Here is a 17651-nt window from a genome sequence, read left to right as displayed (position 1 = left end):
TCGCGACAATTTGACTCTCTGAGTGAGCGCGCTTACAAAGCATAGGTTGAAGGTCTGGTTGATATTCACAACGGGAATTGATGATGAAACTATCTAAACTCACAGTCTTAGGCCTTGGTGTAGCGTTTGCACTATCAGCAACTGCTTTGCAGGCTGCCACACCGTACAACTGGAACAATACCGCACCGGTTAAAGTACCGAGTGCACAACAAAGTAATGGCAAAACCGTATTATTCGACGTCTCACACGGCGGTGTTGAAGGTAATGCCGACTGGGTTATTGACGGCGCCTTTTCTGACTTCGCCGATGCGCTGGTCGCTGAAGGTTATCGTGTCGAAGAATATCGCGGCGTCGATTTAAACAATGACGGTAAAATTCGCTTTTATGACGATCGCAACATCTCAACTCAGGCCAACGAAGCCATCATTACTTATGATGCCATCAAACATGCCGATGTTTTTGTCCTCGCGGAAACTAACCGTCCCTTTACCCTTGCAGAGCAACAGGCACTGGAAACCTTCGTTGCTGCGGGTAAAGGTATTTTCTTTATCGCCGACCACTATGACGCGGACCGTAACCTCAACACCTGGGATGCTACCGAAGTCTTCAACGGCTACAACCGCTCAGATCTGAGCAAATATAATCTCGGCGGCGCCTACGGTGACTGGCGTAACCCAAAGAGTGCTCAGCAAGGCTGGCTGGTAGAAAACTTTGGTATTCGTTTTCGCTTTAACGGTGTTGACTATAAGCAAGGTGTCAGTGGTGTAGAGCCGGCGAATCAGACAGAAGGTCTGACCCAGGGTGTGGCGCCAATTTTAATGGCTGCTGGTGCGACTCTGGCCATCGTTGATGGTCAAAAAGCCAAAGGCCTGGTTTACTTTGCTGAAACAGACAATCCAACTAAATGGAAATATGCCAAAGACTCTGGCCTGTATTTTGGTGGCGAGGCCGAAGGCCCTTACGTTGCCATCGCTAAGTCTGGTGCTGGTAAAGCAGCATTCATTGGTGACTCCTCCCCCATCGAAGATGCAACTCCTAAATATCGTAGACAGGACAACGGGAACACCAAAAAAACTTACCCGGGCTGGACAGATCCAGGTCACGCCTCTGTCTTATCAGTTAATATCATCAACTGGCTGGCTACACCTGAAAGCTACACCCATTTCGATGGTGCCAATGGTCGCACACCAGGTCGCGTTACGCCCACCCCCATGACCTCTGAGGAAATGTTCGACCCCAACAATGGTCAGCCCTGGAGTAATCCAAGTAACGGCTTTAACCCATGGGATACTGATACCTACAAAGACAACTCTTTCAATGCACCGTATGGCCAGGGCCAGGTAGACCCTGATCCTGACCCGGATCCAACACCAGGCACTGCGGTGTCTGTTGCTGACGCATTGGCGGCGACAACCGGCACTGAGTTAGTTGTTCAGGGTAAAGTAACTGACGCCGTCAATGGTATCTATGGCCTGCTACTGACAGACTTAAATAACCCGGCTGTCAGCATCAACGTCAAGTTAGAGTCCAATCAACGCGCTGACTTCAACCCGCAATTGAACCCTGAAATTCTGGGTAAAACTCTGTTAGTGACCGGCAAGCGCAACAGCTACATGGGTGAACCAGGGATCCGCTACGTTACAGATTTGGTTATCGCACCGAGCGCGCTATCCGTTTCTCAGGCGTTGGCCACCGCTCAGGGTGAAACCATTACTTTAACCGGTAAGGTCAAAGCACCGCTGAACAGCATCTATGCTTTGGTTCTGTCTGACTTATCTGACGACAGCACCACCATCAACATCAAGCTTGAATCCAGCCAGCGCGCCGAGTTCAGCCCGCAACTGAACCCAAGCATACTGGATGAGACTTTGGTGATCACAGGTAAGCGCGACTCGTACATGAGTCAGCCTGGTATCCGTAATGTCTCTGAAATTGCCAAGGCGTCGTCAACTTCACCAGACCCGGATCCTAACCTGGATATGACGGTTAGCGAAGTACTGGCAAAAAGCAATGGCACACCCGTTGTTGTGGCTGGCACCATTACCTCAGCCATCAACAACATTTACGCCCTGGAGCTGAGCGATCCAAACGCGCCAGGTAACAAGCTGTACATCAAGCTGGAATCATCACAGCGTGCGACATACAGCCCTCAGCTGAACCCTGCTTTATTGGGTAAAAAACTGCGTGTAACTGGTGTTAAAAATGACTATATGAGTCAGCCTGGTGTACGCAATGTCACCGAACTGACTCTGTTGGATTAATCTGGTAGGCAGGAAAGTTAGGCGACGCTATATGCGTCGCCTTTGTGATTACTCGTCCTCAGCAAGAGACTCGATATCCTCAATCAGGTCATCCAACTCCGCAACCAGCCGTTTTTTCTGTTTTTCGCTGAGGCTTTGATATACATCCAGCAAATATTGATGGTTGGCTTTGCTATTTTGCTCATTAGCCAGGTTCAGCTGCTCAGAACGATAGACTTCTGGAGCCATCAGTAACTCAGACAGCCTGGCTTTGAACACATCACCGCGCTCGGGCTGAGCAAACAAAGCTCTGAGCTCTCCCTGATAACGCGCGCGATAGTCTGACCATAACGCGGCGGTGCTGACTTGCTGCTCATACAACTGCTCAATGCGCCCTTCCTGTTCAGCAGACAATCTACCGATCCAGCGCTTAAGGTTGTTCTTACGCTCTTTTAGCCAGCGTTTGTGTTTTTTCTGCTCTGAACGCTTTGCTCTTTTCTCTGTCCGCTCAACTTCTCCTGCGGCAATTTCATCAAATAGTTCACTGACCTGCGCATCACTGAGCATTGGGGCCATTTCGACCAGATCTGGCACCACTTTGTTGCGCAAGCGATGCCAATGTTCAAGCATTTGTGCACGGTGGTAGCCAATCCGCTCCAGCGTAATTTTGTCATTTTCTATATCTGATTTCAGCATAGTAAGCTGCTGGGCGTACTGTGTCAGCTCCTGTGACTTATGCCAGTCCAGCCAGGCAAGCAAGCGCTCGTCAAACTGCGCTTCCTGTTCATCGGTAAGCGAAACATAGTCATCAAGATACCAATAGCTCAGCCAGTCGGCGTTTTTATAAATAAATTTAGTTGAACAGCCAGTCATTGTGAGCAACGCCAGCACCATCAAAAGCTTTCTCATTGTCGTATCCATAGTCCGTGTTGTTAGTCTCTTTAGTTAATACGGAATTTGTCAAAATGTGGACTAAAAAAGTGTCTGTAAATATTTCTTACGTTACAAACTGTGCCGATACTCAAATCTTAGAATAAGCCGATTTTCGCTTAAACTGCGCTCTGCTCTGCCCTGCATCTTGCCTGCATACTGATCCCATACCACAAGTTACAAGAGGAATAGTTATGAGCCACTGGAATGACGAACATGCAATCAGCTACGACGAGCAATGGGGGGAGCTGGCGTTCCACCAGCAAATTCCGCAACTTGCGAAAGTGCAACCCGGTTACAACATCGTAGAGATTGGCTGTGGCGGCGGCTTTTTAAGCCTGTGCCTGGCGCAGTCTGCAGCCAACGTGCGTGTCACGGCACTTGATCCCACACCTAAAATGATCGCTTTAGCAAAAGCGCGCCAGAAAAAAGCCGGGCTGTCACTTGCTCAGCTGCAATTTTTTGAGGCCGGTGCTGAAGCACTGGATGTCTCCGATAATACGCAAGACTTAGTCATCGCTGCATTTTCCGTCCACCATTGGCAAAACCCAAGTTACGCAATGGGACTGGTTTTTTCTGCACTCAAATCAGGTGGGCGACTATGGTTATGTGAAGATCTCAATGCACCAGCGGAGGGAGATATGGAGGTGCATTCACAACTAAAGGCGCTCGATGGTATAAATGCCTTGCTCAAAGGCAGTGGCTTTTCTCAACTATCGCACGCAGTACATAGCACTCATGAAGGGGAGTTTTTGGTTGTTGAAGCACTAAAATGTTAAAGCAGCAGGTGCCCGATGTTTTATCCGGGCACCATCATTCATTACGCCAACATCAAAGAAAATACACTCAACCACATAAGTTGAGTCCAGTAGGACAAACGCTGGTACAAACCTGCCCCTTGCCTGGCTTTATATGCTTTAACCAACTTGATAGTGAAAAAAATCGATGCTAATACCACTGAAACAGAGAATACACGAAACCACGGCGTGATCAGTTCAGAGTCGGGACTGATTGTGATAATAACGGGCGCAACCAGCAAAGTTAACATCACGACTGAACCGGCCGTTGAGTGGATTTGACAATGTCGGCTCGGCGTAAGTGTATAGGGGTCTTTGTCCATGGGGAAATAGCCAGCGAACCAGGTACCTATACCGTGAAACACAATCAATCCGCCCGTAATATAAAACGCGATACTCGCATCCGGCAGCTGAGTCACATGCCAGCCAAAAATCACAAACATCACGCTCAGTGGGTAGTTATTAATCCAGGGAGACAACTTTTGTGTCGGGCTTCCCGATGCACCCAGTTCGCTGCAGAACTGATTAAAGTGATCGTAGTCAGGGTAAAATCGACCAGCAATGTACACACCGAATGTAATCCAGACGGTAGCAACCAGGCCTAATAATGCTGCAAAGAATTCAAACATCCGCTTCCTCCTTGGGTCAGGTAAAGCTGTCAATGACAGATATGCGCTTTTTTATTATTCTGCACTTATGCACTCTTGATTTGTTTATTAAGTGCTAATTAAACGTACCTAAAAACGAATCAATTTGCAAAAAAACTGACTCTTCAGCCACTGTTTTCTTTATCACACCAAGTTGAGATAGCCATACTGATTGCAGAAAAGAAAAAATAGCTATATATATCTGCGACTTAAAAATCAGTCTGACATTTGAATGTTATGAACAAAATTAGTATGTGGACAAAAACCGAACTGGTAACGTATTATTAATTTTGTTCACATTTAACGATATAAAATGACAAACAAGTCGTTATCTGTGGAAGGAGCAAAACAATGTATGAAGGAAACTAAAATGAAAAAGCTTATGACCTTGGCTGCTGTTGCAGCCTGTTTGTTTACACTCAGCACAACAACTCACGCCCGCGGCAGCAACCCGGGGGATTTCCGCTACTATCACTTCCAATGCCTGGACAGTAATCAGGTTCAGCTGTGGTTCAAAATTTCGCAGACTTACAACCCGACACTGGGTGCAACCTGTGAAAACGATGGCGGCAGGCTCAAAGTTACCAAAGTGTTTTGGTAAACAAACACATCTCGACCTGACCAATCAGTAATGATAAGCATGGCCACTCAAGTGGCCATTTCGGCAATACGCGTCTTTGGGGCAGGCCTTCACCGTCGACTTTGTTATCGTAATTGCACTCTGAATCAACATTTATAAATTGAGCAGTACGCTTTCCATGACAATCACTCTGGCTCAATGTGTTCTTTAATTCTTGGCACCTAGCTCGTTATATAAAAACCTAGGTGTTAGTCAGTTTGCGTAATTAAAAACAGCAACAAACATAGGCAGAAAAAAGATCGTGCTCAGCACACTCACAGCAACGGTTGTAGTTTTGCCAATTTTTTCCTGCGCATAACTAAGTTTAGGCGACTTAAATACCGCTAATATTGACCAAGCAATAGCAATAAAAAGCCACCCATTCCATAGTTGAGGAATATTACTTATGCCGTTGGTATAGGCGTATTGCCAGAACGCGATTAAACCTATGCCAAGAAATACGGCGTTAGATAGCTCTTCAATAATAACTAACGGGGATCGTGTATCCCGACCTAATACGAGCGCACCGACCTTGAATGGTAAAGGCACGATCAACAAAAGGGCTGTGGCCCAAAACATTATTTTCCAAAACATTTCTCTGTTGCTCCTTAACAAAGCCCGCCGCCACACAGTCAAACAATACAGGCCTGGATCGACTTACCGGCTCTGTGCTGGCTACGACTGAATGCCAAAACAGCGGGCATCTTTAAAAACCTTATCTATTGCTTTTTAAATCGCTTAAAAGATCATCTGCCTGGTAGAGTTCGTTACCACAATGCCTTTTGCTGAAAGCTCTACGCTGTGCGTCGCTTAGATAGTCAAAATAGTGCAGCCAGCACTGAACTAGTGGACCATACTAAAAGCCACCAGAGAGCTTTTTAATAAATAACCGATGCATATCTGTACCTTCCTCAATAAACTGATAATTCAGCAAGTGATCCAGGCCCTTGTAGTAAAGATGCTCGCACTGCCCGGCGCGTTTTGCATTCATCTTGTTGCAAATCGTTTCAGCCATCTGAGGTGCAGGCCAGATAGTGTCTTTCTCACCAGACATTAAGGTAACCTGAGCATGAATAGCTGTAACGGGTATATCTGCCTGGTCAGCGTCAGCACGGTTTGACAACGACTGAGTGTATAAATCTCGCAAGCCGTTCACTGGTCCACTGGGTTTGAAAGGCACATGAGGCAACGCTTTCCCCTGCTCAGTCCAGCTCGATGCAGGAACTTTCTGCCAGTCCTTTAGAATTCCCGCCCAAACAACTGAACTTGGTGCAATAGCAACCACTTTCGAGATCTGCGGATCTCGGGTTGCCAGTAATAATGCAGCTTCAGCGCCCTTTGACCAGCCAACCACAATTAACTTATCCGGAAAGACTTTACGCTGACTTTGTAACCAGGATTTGGCTTTGGTGAAATACTCCAGCGGAATTTTCTCCAGCTCTTGAGGCAAGCCTTTGGATTTGAAATAGGCCAATGCCAGAGTGGGATGGCCAGCTTCGATTACTGGCTGAGCAAGCTTTTCGGGTAATCCCCCCTCCGAGCCACCAAGAACAAGGACACCAATTCGCTGCTCTGTCGAGTCTGAAGAATAGAACTTACCAACCAGTCCGTCTTTCTCCATCGATAAGTGAGCTACTGCCCCATACACGCCAGAACTCAATAAGAGAAAGGCGACCAGGGTCGTTTTTACTATTTGCCTGAAAATCATATTATTCTTCTTATTCATTTATTCTTGTGGTTAATAACACACACTTCAATTGTGCTTCTCATAGCCAGAAATTATGGTCGTATGCGCAACAGATGCATCAAAGTAGCATGCTTTTACTTTTACATATTCGGGGTCACTGAAAAAGTCATCCGCGATTTCTTTGCTTGGAAAATAAATGGTGAAGACCCGATTGATCGGTTCACTCGTCTCTGACTTGAGCACCTTGCTGACGATAAAGTCGAAACCAAACCCACCCTGATACCTGCCTAAAATAGGCTTCATCGCAGCACGGTACTGGCCGTACACCTCATCGTCCGTTACCTCTAACCCGACTAGATATTCATACATAATCTTCTCCCTTGCTAAAAGGCCTGCTGCTGTTGGTACTGAAACAGCCCTTTTAGTGCATTATACAAGCCAACGGCCAGTGTAAAATCGTGCGGCTCATCATCAAACTCGTCTAACTGCAGTTGTGAGTCTAAATGACGATTTCTTAATATTGTTTGTGCCAGGGAGTCATAGACCTCGCGCATTTCACCGCCTTCGCTGCCTATATTCATATAGAGATAGTTTTGCATCCGCCCTTTTGATGCAACATATTTCTTGGTTGCTTCGGCGGTTTCACGAGCGCCCCACCAAACAGCAGGGCTGAATGCAAAAAAGCTTTGAAATAATGCAGGTCGAGACTGAAAGCTATGGATCACTAATAAGCCCGCGATAGAGTGTCCAGCAAGTGAATTGAATTGATTCGTGCGGTAATTTTCAGCGATGGTTGGCATGAGCTCTTTTTCAATGAAATCTAAGAAAGCATCTCCCCCACCCCCTTCGCCAACAGGCCCTCTCGGGTCCTGATTTACTGTTGGCGCAAAATCCTTTATTCGATTTTGACTGGTTATGCCAACAATTATGTGTTCGTAAGACCCGTTTGATTCATGCAGCCTTTGCAACATGCCATGAACTAATTCACCATTCAGTTCACCATCAAGCAGGTAAAACACGGGATATCTTTTGCTCGGATGTGAGGAATATGAAGCGGGTAATGCCACCGTGATCTTGGGTGCTTCCGCAAGGTATTTCGACTTGGGCATTTCCACTATGGTAAAACTCGCGGCATTGGCCACAGATGACACTAAAAAAAGCAGTATGACAATACTCACTCTCAACATGTAAAACTCCTTTTGCGACTGAGTCCCGTCACAAGACATAATCCAAATTTTTAATTCGAGCCGATACACAACTCACTCTCGGCCTAAACAACTTTTAGAAGTCTATTAGAACCACTTTTTCCCTGCGTTACAAGTTGTTATGTTTCTTACAAAACCAAATTTGCGGTACTCATTGGTAAATCGACGATTGGTGTAGTCAACAAGCAGCGAACCTACTTATTCAGCACCCGCTTGCGACTTGTCCTGGTCAAATAAGCCGCGCCCAGCCCGCTGATAAAACCAAAGATATGGCTCGAGCTGCTGGTTTGCGCTGAGAAATCGAGCAAAGTCGCTAAAAAGCTGATATTGGCATAATAAGTGAGTATCAGTAAGGCAATAAAACTGAGCACGGCCAGTACGTTGCGATTAAACAACGCAGCACCAAGCAACAGACCAAAATATCCCATGACCAGACCGGATGCACCAATGTGATTACCTGAACCGGCAAACAGCCAGACGAGCAACCCAGTTGTAACCACGATCAGCAGCGTCGCGCTTTTAAACTTGGGTAGCCTCGCGGCCAGATAACCACTGATAGTGAGACCCACCAGGTTACTCATTAAGTGACCCCAGCTGCCATGCACAAAAGGGGCGGTGATAATGCCACTCAGATAATATTCATTATGTGGGATAATCCCGAGTCGCCCAATTGGCAACCCAATTACGCTCCCCAACAGCTGCACCAGAACCATCGCAACCATTGCATATAAAACCAGCTTAAAATTGGCTGGAAAAACCAGCGCTCGCGTACTCATTGATATCCTTGTTATTTTCTATTGGAAGTTGTCAGATTTTAAGCAAAAAAATAGCGCCATCAGGCGCCATTTTTTCTAACTTTCAATTAGAAAGGCATCTTGAAGCCCGGCGGCATCTGCATACCACCTGTGACGTCTGCCATGCGCTTTTGTGACTCTTCACCTACACGACGAACAGCATCGTTCACTGCCGCAGCGAGCAAGTCTTCGATCATGTCTTTGTCGTCTTCCATCAGGCTTTCGTCGATCTCTACGCGGCGCACATTGTGGCTACCCAGCATAGTGACTTTAACCAGGCCTGCGCCGGCTTCACCAACGACTTCAAGGTTCTTGATCTCTTCCTGGGCTTTTTCCATGCGCTCTTGCATTTGCTGCGCCTGCTTCATGATATTGCCCATTCCACCTTTAAACATAGTCTGCTCTCTTACACTTCAAAAAAATTAAAACTCTATGGGATACAAGATAAGGGCTTACTTACACAATTACAATGCCCTTACCGATTTTTCGTCTACTGAGGCCTCAAACTCGCGAGCAAAGGCCTGGATCACGGGATCGTCATTCACTGCTTCGACCGCCTGAAGATATCTTTGCTGATCTATATCCTGCTGGATAAGAAACGGCGTATTAGTCACTGCATCTACAAATTCGATATTGAGTTCAACCGGCTCACTTAAGTTTTCAACCAGGCTCTCGTGTAGTTTTTCTCTCAGCATATTTGAATCCAGATGCTGCTGGCTTTGCTCAACCTGCAAAGTACATTGCTGGCCCTGGCGATTGAACATAGCATGCAGCGCAAACTGCCTTACCCGACCACCCAGCTGCATGTGTTCTATCATCTGTGCCCAATCATCTTTTTGATGCGCGTATTTAATATCGCTGATCGGGCTGACAAAATTCTCTGGCGCAGGAATAATAAGTGTACTGTCCTGGTTCTGCTGATCGTCCGACACCTGAGGCGCTAATTGTTCTAATAACTCAGGTGCCAGTTTGCTCTCATCTTTTTTAAAGCGCTCAGCCATATCCGGCTTTTTGGCTTTACGAAGCGGCGCTACTGGCTGAAAGTCTTGCTGTGGCAGGCTCTGTCCCTGAGTATCATTCGTTCCGCCAGTCTGGCTATCAACTGACGGCGAGGCCGGCGGAAAAGTCCTGCCTGACGCAACAGCGCTAGGTGCAGCACCTCTGCCCTGCTGCGGCTCAGACTTTTTTGCTTCGTCATCTCCTGCAAGCAATTTACCAGCACCTGAGATTTGTCGGTTTTGTAAAATTCGAGCAATTGCCGATTGAGCTTGCTGCTGCTTCTGTGCCAACTGCTGAACCGGTGCGTGTGTTTGTTCACTCTGCTGAGACACCTCACTATGCTGATGGTGAGGAGGTGTAGCCTGAGACTGTGGTTCGCTCTGGTGTTGCTCATATCCTTGTGATTCAGCCTGTGCCATGATGTCCTGATATTGTTGTTCAGTCGAGACATCCTCAGGTGATGGCTGAGGTGCTGAAGGAGAAGGTTGCTGCAAAGCCGCTTCTGTATGTTGTGCAGGAGGTTCAATTGCTTGAGGTGCGACCCGCGATTCAGGCATTTGCTGCACAGGGCTCGTTGCCTGCTGAGCTGTACTCTGAGCCGGGACTTGCTCCATTGGCTCCTTCTGTTGAGAAGGCGCCCTATTTTGCACTGGACTAACCACAGACGCATTCTGTTGACCCGACGCAGACTGGGGCTCAGGTGCAACCGGTTGATTTTGTGCAGCTTGTGGCTGGCGGTCTGGTGCTGCCGCGCTCGTCTGAGCTTGCGGACCACGCTGCTTTACGCTCAGCATATCTCTGAGCTTACCAACCTTACCCGGATCCTTTGCAGTAGCAGGCGTCGGGCCTGATGCCTGGCTGAAGTCGGCTTGCTCAAATGCCAGCAACCGCAACATGATCATTTCAAAGCCCAGTTTAGGCTCTGGCGCCCAGCTGAGATCTTTCTTGCCGGTAAGCAGCAGCTGATACATAAACTGGGTGTCTTGGGGTGATAACTGCTGTGCCAGAGTCTTAACTTGCTCGGCTTCAAACTGACCAAAATTAGCGGCCTGAGGCACCAGCTGAGTTAGTTGAACCAGATGCAACAGGCTGATGAGATCATCCAGCACACTGCTGAAGTTACCATTTTTCAGGGCTATGTTGGCCACTTCTGCCAACAGGGTTTCACCCTCTTGCGATAACACCGCAGCCATAAGCAAAACGGCGTGGCTACTGTCCATCAAACCAAGCATCTGCTGTACGGCTGGTAAGGTCAGCTCACCATTGGTTTGTGCAATGGCCTGATCGGTCAGGCTCAGTGCATCACGCATACTGCCGTCTGCAGCTTTGGCCAGAACTTCCAGTGCCGTCTCTTCAAAATTGACGGATTCCTGAGGCAGGATCTGCGACAATTGAGTCACTATCTGGCTTTGTGCCATGGCATTAAGGTTAAACTGCAAACAGCGCGATAGAATCGTAATCGGTAATTTTTGCGGATCTGTCGTTGCCAGCAGAAACTTAACATGCTCAGGTGGCTCTTCCAGGGTTTTTAGCAAAGCATTGAAGCTGTGCTTGGACAGCATATGCACTTCGTCTATCAGGTAGACCTTGTAGCGACCGCGCGTTGGGGCATATTGCACATTGTCCAGAATTTCTCTCGTATCTTCGACCTTAGTACGCGATGCAGCATCAATCTCAATAAGATCAATAAATTTACCTGCTTCGATCTCTTCACACGCACTACACTGGCCACACGGAGTGGAGGTGATCCCCACCTCACAGTTCAGGCTCTTGGCGAAGATCCTGGCAATAGTAGTTTTGCCCACTCCCCGAGTCCCGGTAAACAGATAGGCATGATGCAGACGTTGCTCATTCAGAGCATTGATGAGTGCCTGCTTGACATGCTCCTGTCCCATCATCTCGTGGAACGACTGTGGACGCCATTTACGCGCCAGAACCTGATAACTCATAGTCGGTTACTCGCCGTCGAACTCGACCAGTTTTAACACTTTGATGCCCATATCTGCAACGCGTTTTTCACCGCCCAACTCAGGCAATGAAATCACGAACGCAGCGTCAGTAGCTTTACCGCCGAGACGCTCTACCAGTTTAGCGGTTGCTTCAATGGTGCCACCTGTTGCCAATAAATCGTCAACTAACAAGACTTTATCGCCCTCTTCGATGGCATCAACATGCAGCTCCAGTACATCTTCGCCATACTCAAGTTGATAAGACTGGCTAATCACTTCACGCGGCAATTTACCTGGCTTACGGACAGGGATAAACGGTAAGCCTAGTTCATAGGCCAGCGGTGCACCAAAGATGAAACCACGTGACTCTGTACCAATGATTTTGGTGAAGCCCTGCTCTTTATAGGCTTCGACCAGGCAATCCATAGTTGCTTTGAAGGCTGCTGGGTTAGCTAATAAGGTAGTCACATCACGGAACATGATCCCTTCTTTAGGGTAGTTAGGAACCGTTGCGATGCTGTCTTTAATCAGTGACAAGTTTGCTTGTGTCATAATCAATTGCTTAATAAGTTTAAATATCAAAGAGCTCGATTATAACAAGAAAGCAACCACATGAAATGCCAGCTGGGCAGATTTCACAATAAATTCGTGATGTTCGGGTAGAAAAAAACCACCCAAAGTTTAGGTGGCTTTTAATTCTGTATGACCAGAAGGTTATTACCAGCGATTAAGCGCTCAGTGCCGTTGCCCAGCCCAGAATTGCATTCAGGCAACCAATGCCAGCGAATACAGCAACAAAAGCCAGGAAATACTTAGCGTTAAACGGATCTTTGAAATCACCTTTAGACATATTACTACCTTTATTTTTTAAGCGCCGGGTGCGCAAGCAGCTTGGTCTGAGGTGTGGCACGTCAGGATCTGCCGCTTGTCTGTCACTCAGCATAAGCACGACAAAACGGCGCCCATAATAATCGAACTTAGATGCCCGATAAAGGGGTATTATGCTTTTTTATCGACCAATATGCCAAGGCGGACAAACTGGCTTAAGGTTTGAATTGCCCCATTGATCAAGGTCTGCTCGTCAAACTGGCTAAACTGTTCGGCCAACATCCCTGCCAACGCCCCTATAGTTATCCCTGGGTTAACAACAATATTTTGAATAAGAAGTGCGGTCATTGGGTTTGTTTCTATGAATTGCACTTCAAACGCACGGTCCCGGTAAACAATAAAGCAATGGGGTCCTGACGGTTCATGAGGTTGATGCTCAACGCTTATCTGGTGTACCGGATACTGATAACTTACACTGCGTGCGCTCTGAGCAAGGTGCAACCCAGATAATTCTGATAAAGGCAGTGGAATAGGCACTTCTTCTGTCACTTCCTGCGCAATTGCCACTTCTAACTCTGTCCACTCATAGTGAGCCAGCTCAAGCATAAACGGAGGATCAGACGGAGTTGCTGTGTACTCTTCTTGCAAAAAGAACAAAAACTCACGACTTATCTCTAAAAAATAAGGAGACTGGCAATCATGCTGACGGAAAAATTCACGCACCAAAGTTAACCAGGTTTGCTCCTCATATAGACTCTTTAATACGGGAAAAGTGGAAGCAACAAACCCCTCTATGTTATTAAAAAACAACTCCCTGTAAATCTGCATACGGCGGTCTTCAATGCCCTCAGGCGCTGGATGGACATCGGGATCTTTAATATGAGCCATAAACTCAGCCTGAATTTGCTGAAACGACATCAGGCAATCCCTCTTTTTAGCTTATCAACGCTCTGCACAGTATGGATCTGATCAACTTCCTCAAGAAGTTGAGGTAATGGAGGAATATTAAAATCACGCTCCAGTAAGGTTGGAAAAACACCATGCAGGCGGTAGGCTTCTTGCAATAATTGCCAAACAGGACCGCACACTGCATCGCCATGGGTATCTACAAGCAAATCCTCTGCTTCGACATAATGCCCGGCAATGTGACCATAAGCGATACGCTCACTGGGCATCGCCGCTAAAAATGCACTGGCATCATAACCATGATTGATTGAATTGACGTAGATGTTATTCACATCTAAGAGCAGATCACAGTCAGCTTCTTCGAGCACTGCTAAGGTAAAGTCCTGCTCAGATAACTGTTGACCCGGCGCGGCATAATACGAGACGTTTTCCACAGCTATACGGCGCTCTAGTCTGTCTTGCACTTCTTTGATCCGTGCCGCAGTATGCTTTACAGCCTTTTCCGTGAAGGGGATAGGCATCAGGTCGTACATATGACCATCACCGGAACAATAACTTAAGTGTTCGCTGTAGCAACGAATATTATGCGTCGAGAAAAAGGTTTTCAACTCGCTTACAAATTCGATGTCTAATGGTGCTGGGGAGCCGAGTGATAATGACAAGCCATGGCAAACAAACGGGTGCATGGCTGTTAACTCCGAAAACTGAGCAGCGAATTTGCCACCGAGCGTCATCCAGTTTTCGGGCGCGACCTCATAAAAGTCGACCTGCTGAGGGGGAGTAGTCAAGATATCATCTAACATTTCTCGCCTCAGGCCCATGCCAACCCTGCCAAATGGTTTAGTCATTATCACTCCTTAGCCGTGTTATCAATTAAGCGTGGCCACCACACTTACCTTCGCCGCATTTTCCTTCTTTTTTACCTTTGGCATCACCACCACACTTACCTTCGCCGCATTTACCTTCTTTTTTACCTTTGGCATCACCGCCGCACTTGCCTTCGCCGCATTTACCTTCTTTTTTGCCTTTGGCATCACCGCCACATTTGCCTTCGCCGCATTTACCTTCTTTTTTGCCTTTGGCGTCCCCGCCACATTTGCCTTCGCCGCACTTGCCTTCTTTTTTGCCTTTGGCGTCACCGCCACATTTACCTTCGCCGCACTTGCCTTCTTTTTTGCCTTTGGCGTCACCGCCGCACTTACCTTCACCGCATTTGCCCTCTCCAGCGTCTAGCTGATAACCCGCTGTCATTTGCTCAAAGCTAAACGGATTCGCCGCGGCCTCAGGAGCACTAAATGTTGCAGCCGTCACTACAGCCGCGCCCAGTGTCATTGCAAGTGTGTTCGTTTTCTTTACTGATTTCATGTTGTTCTCTCTCAATCGGTAGCAATAAAATGAATGATTCGCCTAGTAGACCACGGACCGAAGATATTTATTTCAGCATTTGAGAAATTTTTATCTCCATTTCCCTATTAATAAATCATCTTCTCTCGTATAGAATAGCGCGAATTTTTTCTGGTGCGGTAATAATGAAACTATTTTTAGCCCCAATGGAGGGCGTTGTCGACTTCAAAATGCGTGAGCTACTCACGGACCTGGGTGGGTTCGATATGTGTGTTACTGAGTTTATCCGTGTTGTTGATTTAACCTTGCCTCGTCGTGTGTTTGTCCGTTATTGCCCTGAGCTGCTTAATGGTGGCCTGACACGAGCGGGTACGCCGGTACGTATTCAATTGCTTGGTCAGGTGCCCCATGCACTGGCGGCCAATGCCAGAAAAGCCGTTAAACTGGGTTCACATGGTGTCGATCTTAACTTTGGCTGCCCTGCAAAAACCGTCAACAAGAGTAGAGGCGGCGCGGTGTTGCTTAAAGAGCCCGAGCAAATCTATCAGATTATTCGTGCTGTGCGTGAGGCTGTACCTCTGGAACATGAGGTCAGTGCGAAAATTCGACTCGGGTTCGATGACGATGCAAACAGCACTGAAATCGTCGATGCTGTCCAGAGCGCAGGAGCATCCAGCTTGGTGATCCATGCCCGAACCAAACGCGATGGCTATAAACCGCCTGCCTACTGGGAGAAAATCCCGCCACTTTTGGAACGACTTAGTATTCCAGTGGTTGCCAATGGAGAAATTTGGCAAGTAGAAGATGCCATGCGTTGCCAACAACGCAGTGCCTGTGACAACCTGATGTTGGGACGTGGTGCCCTGGCAACGCCTGACCTGGCAGCTAAAATAAAAGCACATGTGGAAGGGCGCGAATACCGCCCGCTTGAATGGCAAGAAGTGGTCTATCATATCCTGCACTCCTCTATGCACCAGGACCCCGAAGTCGGCGAAAAATATTTCTCGTCTCGCACCAAACAGTGGCTTGGTTACTTAAAGTTACAGTACCCTCAGGCCTACACTTTATTTGATGAAATAAAGCGCCTGAAAAGCAAAGATGACGTGGTATCTGTGCTGGATAAATACGCAAAGTCCCCAGCGCTTGATTCAAATCATAACAATGAGCCTGCAGCCTAATAGATAATGGATGCTCAGAAAAGGAGAAGAGCGCCATGAATGAGAATTTAAAGAACCACTATCAGGTAAAATTGCAGACTGAACTCGACCAGATCAGGCACGAGTTCCTTGCGGATTTAAAACAAGCCAGTAATCATGCAACCGAGGCGTTGATCGATACCCTCCAATCATCACCGCCACATGAATGGGTTGATATCGCAACCGATCGCATCTGTCCGGGCCAGTTTCCTAATTTTGAACGCCTGGTAAAGGTTGAGGCGGCAATTTGCCAGATGGACATAGGCCAGTTTGGCTACTGCTGTGATTGTGAGAAGAAAATAGAAGACACCTTGCTAGCAGCCGATCCTGCCGCACAAAGGTGTCTGGAATGTCTGGCTAAACAGAAATAACTGAATCTAACAACACAAAACTGGTTGCAGGATAGAAAAGGATATTCTTAAGCACGACGAAGGCCTGGTCTTCATTCAGCGCTAACCTAGATTGCAGTGCCAACAGAGCTTGTTTCTGCGACCAGGCAAAGTAATGCACACCCAAATCGACTTCCATCATAGATAACGCAACTTGAGCTTCACCTTTTGTAAGTATCTTTTTACACTGACTCACTGTTTGTCTCAGAGAGACAAATCCATCCCTCCAGTTTAACCCGGGCATCTTGTCACAGTTTGACAGCAATTGGTGCACAGCGGGCTCATGCGTACCAACATTAATTTTCACTGGCGTCTCATTCGTTTTACCCGCCAAAGATTGCAACTCGCCAAACAATGTTTCCGGCGCTCGAACAGAGCCGCTATAAAAATTGAGTTTGCTCTGATACCATTCTTTTCCGTTAGGCAGCTGATACATTCCCAAAGAGGACCTGACCCGATAACTTTCTAGATACGTGACAAGCTCTTGCGCTGCACTTGAATGCCTGGTTACATCAGGCGCTAGGTAATCAAGTAGCTGTTGCTTTTCTATCCGGTTAAGTACAATTTTACTTTCGCGCGCTTCGTTCAAACGTGACTTAACATAGCTGTACCAATCATCTAGCTGGGACGAGGTAAGCTGTTGTTGTCCGATTTTTGCCATGTTTAGATGGGCAGGCCAGGGCTGGAATCGTTCTGGATAACGTTGTTGTATCGACAGATATTGTAATTCTTGCTCTGCCGCCTCGGTGAGACTATCCAGATCCGCACGCGTTAGTAGATAATGCCTTTGCTCAAGGTAACGCTCTGTAAAAGGTAGTTCCAACAATGTATCTGCCTGCTCTGAACGGCTTTGGTAAGCGAACCAATTGAGCTGTTTAAGTTGTTTCAACAGGTTTTCGTATGAGATCTGTACTTGTGGCTCTGTACAAGCTGCCATCGTCAGTGCTACTAGCGCGCAGACTATATTACGTCGAGAGATTTTCATTTACGTTTATCCAACCTTGTTCAACTATGCGGACGTGCACCTAGCACTCAGGTCCATATGTAGTTTGAGTATATCAAAATTGATGGAAGGTTTTGTTATTTAAATCAAAGTTCTAATGTAGAAGCCTCGCGAGTGA

20 protein-coding genes are annotated in these 17651 nt (G+C 47.1%); 5 read left to right on the top strand and 15 right to left on the bottom strand.

Translation table 11 applies throughout. The annotated features are described in order from the left end of the window. Positions 1-83 precede the first annotated feature (83 nt). Positions 84-2261, top strand: a complete 2178-nt coding sequence (locus tag ACXAH1_RS13740; protein WP_475197438.1) for a DUF6359 domain-containing protein — start codon at positions 84-86, stop codon at positions 2259-2261. Positions 2262-2309: 48 nt separating this feature from the next. Here ACXAH1_RS13740 and ACXAH1_RS13735 read toward each other — a convergent pair whose 3' ends face one another. Further along, entirely contained in the window at positions 2310-3149 is an 840-nt protein-coding gene (locus ACXAH1_RS13735; RefSeq protein ID WP_475197436.1) for a DUF6279 family lipoprotein, read from the bottom strand. 215 nt (positions 3150-3364) lie between these two features. Here ACXAH1_RS13735 and ACXAH1_RS13730 point away from each other — a divergent pair, with 215 nt between their 5' ends. Next, entirely contained in the window at positions 3365-3949 is a 585-nt protein-coding gene (locus ACXAH1_RS13730) for a class I SAM-dependent methyltransferase (protein ID WP_475197435.1), read from the top strand. A 41-nt stretch (positions 3950-3990) separates the two neighbouring features. Here ACXAH1_RS13730 and ACXAH1_RS13725 read toward each other — a convergent pair whose 3' ends face one another. Then, entirely contained in the window at positions 3991-4596 is a 606-nt protein-coding gene (locus ACXAH1_RS13725; protein ID WP_475197433.1) for a DUF998 domain-containing protein, read from the bottom strand. Positions 4597-4984: 388 nt separating this feature from the next. Between ACXAH1_RS13725 and ACXAH1_RS13720 the strand changes: the two genes are divergently transcribed. Continuing rightward, on the top strand, positions 4985-5215 hold the full coding sequence (locus ACXAH1_RS13720) for a hypothetical protein (RefSeq protein ID WP_138546720.1): 231 nt from the start codon (positions 4985-4987) through the stop codon (positions 5213-5215). A gap of 231 nt (positions 5216-5446) precedes the next feature. Here the strand turns inward: ACXAH1_RS13720 and ACXAH1_RS13715 are convergent, their stop codons facing one another. From ACXAH1_RS13715 to ACXAH1_RS13660, 12 genes are all read right to left on the bottom strand, one after another. Beyond that, positions 5447-5827: a hypothetical protein gene (locus ACXAH1_RS13715; RefSeq protein WP_475197432.1), complete on the bottom strand. Its 381-nt coding sequence runs from the start codon at positions 5825-5827 to the stop codon at positions 5447-5449. Between the two features lie 262 nt (positions 5828-6089). Further along, positions 6090-6941, bottom strand: coding sequence for an acyl-CoA thioester hydrolase/BAAT C-terminal domain-containing protein (locus ACXAH1_RS13710; RefSeq protein ID WP_475197430.1), 852 nt, complete (start codon positions 6939-6941; stop codon positions 6090-6092). A 45-nt stretch (positions 6942-6986) separates the two neighbouring features. Then, the gene (locus tag ACXAH1_RS13705; RefSeq protein WP_475197429.1) at positions 6987-7289 is read right to left on the bottom strand and encodes a DUF1330 domain-containing protein; all 303 of its coding nucleotides are present in this window, start codon (positions 7287-7289) and stop codon (positions 6987-6989) included. 14 nt (positions 7290-7303) lie between these two features. Further along, a complete protein-coding gene (locus tag ACXAH1_RS13700) occupies positions 7304-8107 on the bottom strand; it encodes an alpha/beta hydrolase (RefSeq protein ID WP_475197428.1) in 804 nt (267 codons plus the stop codon). 212 nt (positions 8108-8319) lie between these two features. Next, entirely contained in the window at positions 8320-8901 is a 582-nt protein-coding gene (locus tag ACXAH1_RS13695) for a rhomboid family intramembrane serine protease (RefSeq protein ID WP_475197427.1), read from the bottom strand. 86 nt (positions 8902-8987) lie between these two features. Beyond that, entirely contained in the window at positions 8988-9314 is a 327-nt protein-coding gene (locus ACXAH1_RS13690) for a YbaB/EbfC family nucleoid-associated protein (RefSeq protein WP_138553356.1), read from the bottom strand. Positions 9315-9383: 69 nt separating this feature from the next. Next, the gene (gene dnaX, locus ACXAH1_RS13685; RefSeq protein WP_475197426.1) at positions 9384-11867 is read right to left on the bottom strand and encodes a DNA polymerase III subunit gamma/tau; all 2484 of its coding nucleotides are present in this window, start codon (positions 11865-11867) and stop codon (positions 9384-9386) included. Positions 11868-11873: 6 nt separating this feature from the next. After that, positions 11874-12419 carry an adenine phosphoribosyltransferase gene (gene apt, locus ACXAH1_RS13680; RefSeq protein ID WP_054016775.1) on the bottom strand — a complete coding sequence of 182 codons (546 nt, stop codon included), beginning with the start codon at positions 12417-12419 and terminating at the stop codon, positions 11874-11876. A gap of 175 nt (positions 12420-12594) precedes the next feature. After that, on the bottom strand, positions 12595-12717 hold the full coding sequence (locus ACXAH1_RS13675; protein ID WP_268795172.1) for a hypothetical protein: 123 nt from the start codon (positions 12715-12717) through the stop codon (positions 12595-12597). Positions 12718-12866: 149 nt separating this feature from the next. After that, positions 12867-13613: an HvfC family RiPP maturation protein gene (locus ACXAH1_RS13670; RefSeq protein ID WP_475197424.1), complete on the bottom strand. Its 747-nt coding sequence runs from the start codon at positions 13611-13613 to the stop codon at positions 12867-12869. Next, complete coding sequence (locus tag ACXAH1_RS13665; protein ID WP_475197421.1) at positions 13613-14449, bottom strand: HvfB family MNIO-type RiPP peptide maturase; 837 nt, start codon at positions 14447-14449, stop codon at positions 13613-13615. The genes ACXAH1_RS13670 and ACXAH1_RS13665 overlap by 1 nt, the downstream gene beginning before the upstream one ends. A gap of 25 nt (positions 14450-14474) precedes the next feature. After that, on the bottom strand, positions 14475-14966 hold the full coding sequence (locus ACXAH1_RS13660) for an HvfA family oxazolone/thioamide-modified RiPP metallophore (RefSeq protein ID WP_125718752.1): 492 nt from the start codon (positions 14964-14966) through the stop codon (positions 14475-14477). Between the two features lie 164 nt (positions 14967-15130). Between ACXAH1_RS13660 and ACXAH1_RS13655 the strand changes: the two genes are divergently transcribed. Both ACXAH1_RS13655 and ACXAH1_RS13650 read left to right on the top strand, forming a co-directional pair. After that, positions 15131-16123 (top strand): tRNA-dihydrouridine synthase, encoded by a 993-nt coding sequence (locus tag ACXAH1_RS13655; RefSeq protein ID WP_475197418.1) that lies wholly within the window; start codon positions 15131-15133, stop codon positions 16121-16123. A gap of 35 nt (positions 16124-16158) precedes the next feature. Then, complete coding sequence (locus ACXAH1_RS13650) at positions 16159-16512, top strand: TraR/DksA C4-type zinc finger protein (RefSeq protein ID WP_138553350.1); 354 nt, start codon at positions 16159-16161, stop codon at positions 16510-16512. On the opposite strand, the gene ACXAH1_RS13645 is transcribed toward ACXAH1_RS13650, so the two are convergent. Next, on the bottom strand, positions 16499-17515 hold the full coding sequence (locus tag ACXAH1_RS13645) for a hypothetical protein (RefSeq protein ID WP_475197415.1): 1017 nt from the start codon (positions 17513-17515) through the stop codon (positions 16499-16501). The two genes, ACXAH1_RS13650 and ACXAH1_RS13645, sit on opposite strands and share 14 nt — an antisense overlap. Between the last annotated feature and the right edge of the window lie 136 nt (positions 17516-17651).

It is taken from the genome of Pseudoalteromonas sp. AWH4_217 (genome assembly GCF_056161105.1).
The sequence above is the reverse complement of the archived record's forward strand: the minus strand, read 5'-3'. Positions and strand labels throughout refer to the sequence as shown.

Excerpts from the sequence above, each read along its gene's own strand:
- ACXAH1_RS13740 (WP_475197438.1), top strand. The coding sequence starts at position 84 with ATGAAACTATCTAAACTCACAGTCTTAGGCCTTGGTGTAGCGTTTGCA.
- ACXAH1_RS13735 (WP_475197436.1), bottom strand. The coding sequence starts at position 3,149 with ATGAGAAAGCTTTTGATGGTGCTGGCGTTGCTCACAATGACTGGCTGT.
- ACXAH1_RS13730 (WP_475197435.1), top strand. The coding sequence starts at position 3,365 with ATGAGCCACTGGAATGACGAACATGCAATCAGCTACGACGAGCAATGG.
- ACXAH1_RS13725 (WP_475197433.1), bottom strand. The coding sequence starts at position 4,596 with ATGTTTGAATTCTTTGCAGCATTATTAGGCCTGGTTGCTACCGTCTGG.
- ACXAH1_RS13720 (WP_138546720.1), top strand. The coding sequence starts at position 4,985 with ATGAAAAAGCTTATGACCTTGGCTGCTGTTGCAGCCTGTTTGTTTACA.
- ACXAH1_RS13715 (WP_475197432.1), bottom strand. The coding sequence starts at position 5,827 with ATGTTTTGGAAAATAATGTTTTGGGCCACAGCCCTTTTGTTGATCGTG.
- ACXAH1_RS13710 (WP_475197430.1), bottom strand. The coding sequence starts at position 6,941 with ATGATTTTCAGGCAAATAGTAAAAACGACCCTGGTCGCCTTTCTCTTA.
- ACXAH1_RS13705 (WP_475197429.1), bottom strand. The coding sequence starts at position 7,289 with ATGTATGAATATCTAGTCGGGTTAGAGGTAACGGACGATGAGGTGTAC.
- ACXAH1_RS13700 (WP_475197428.1), bottom strand. The coding sequence starts at position 8,107 with ATGTTGAGAGTGAGTATTGTCATACTGCTTTTTTTAGTGTCATCTGTG.
- ACXAH1_RS13695 (WP_475197427.1), bottom strand. The coding sequence starts at position 8,901 with ATGAGTACGCGAGCGCTGGTTTTTCCAGCCAATTTTAAGCTGGTTTTA.
- ACXAH1_RS13690 (WP_138553356.1), bottom strand. The coding sequence starts at position 9,314 with ATGTTTAAAGGTGGAATGGGCAATATCATGAAGCAGGCGCAGCAAATG.
- dnaX (WP_475197426.1), bottom strand. The coding sequence starts at position 11,867 with ATGAGTTATCAGGTTCTGGCGCGTAAATGGCGTCCACAGTCGTTCCAC.
- apt (WP_054016775.1), bottom strand. The coding sequence starts at position 12,419 with ATGACACAAGCAAACTTGTCACTGATTAAAGACAGCATCGCAACGGTT.
- ACXAH1_RS13675 (WP_268795172.1), bottom strand. The coding sequence starts at position 12,717 with ATGTCTAAAGGTGATTTCAAAGATCCGTTTAACGCTAAGTATTTCCTG.
- ACXAH1_RS13670 (WP_475197424.1), bottom strand. The coding sequence starts at position 13,613 with ATGTCGTTTCAGCAAATTCAGGCTGAGTTTATGGCTCATATTAAAGAT.
- ACXAH1_RS13665 (WP_475197421.1), bottom strand. The coding sequence starts at position 14,449 with ATGACTAAACCATTTGGCAGGGTTGGCATGGGCCTGAGGCGAGAAATG.
- ACXAH1_RS13660 (WP_125718752.1), bottom strand. The coding sequence starts at position 14,966 with ATGAAATCAGTAAAGAAAACGAACACACTTGCAATGACACTGGGCGCG.
- ACXAH1_RS13655 (WP_475197418.1), top strand. The coding sequence starts at position 15,131 with ATGAAACTATTTTTAGCCCCAATGGAGGGCGTTGTCGACTTCAAAATG.
- ACXAH1_RS13650 (WP_138553350.1), top strand. The coding sequence starts at position 16,159 with ATGAATGAGAATTTAAAGAACCACTATCAGGTAAAATTGCAGACTGAA.
- ACXAH1_RS13645 (WP_475197415.1), bottom strand. The coding sequence starts at position 17,515 with ATGAAAATCTCTCGACGTAATATAGTCTGCGCGCTAGTAGCACTGACG.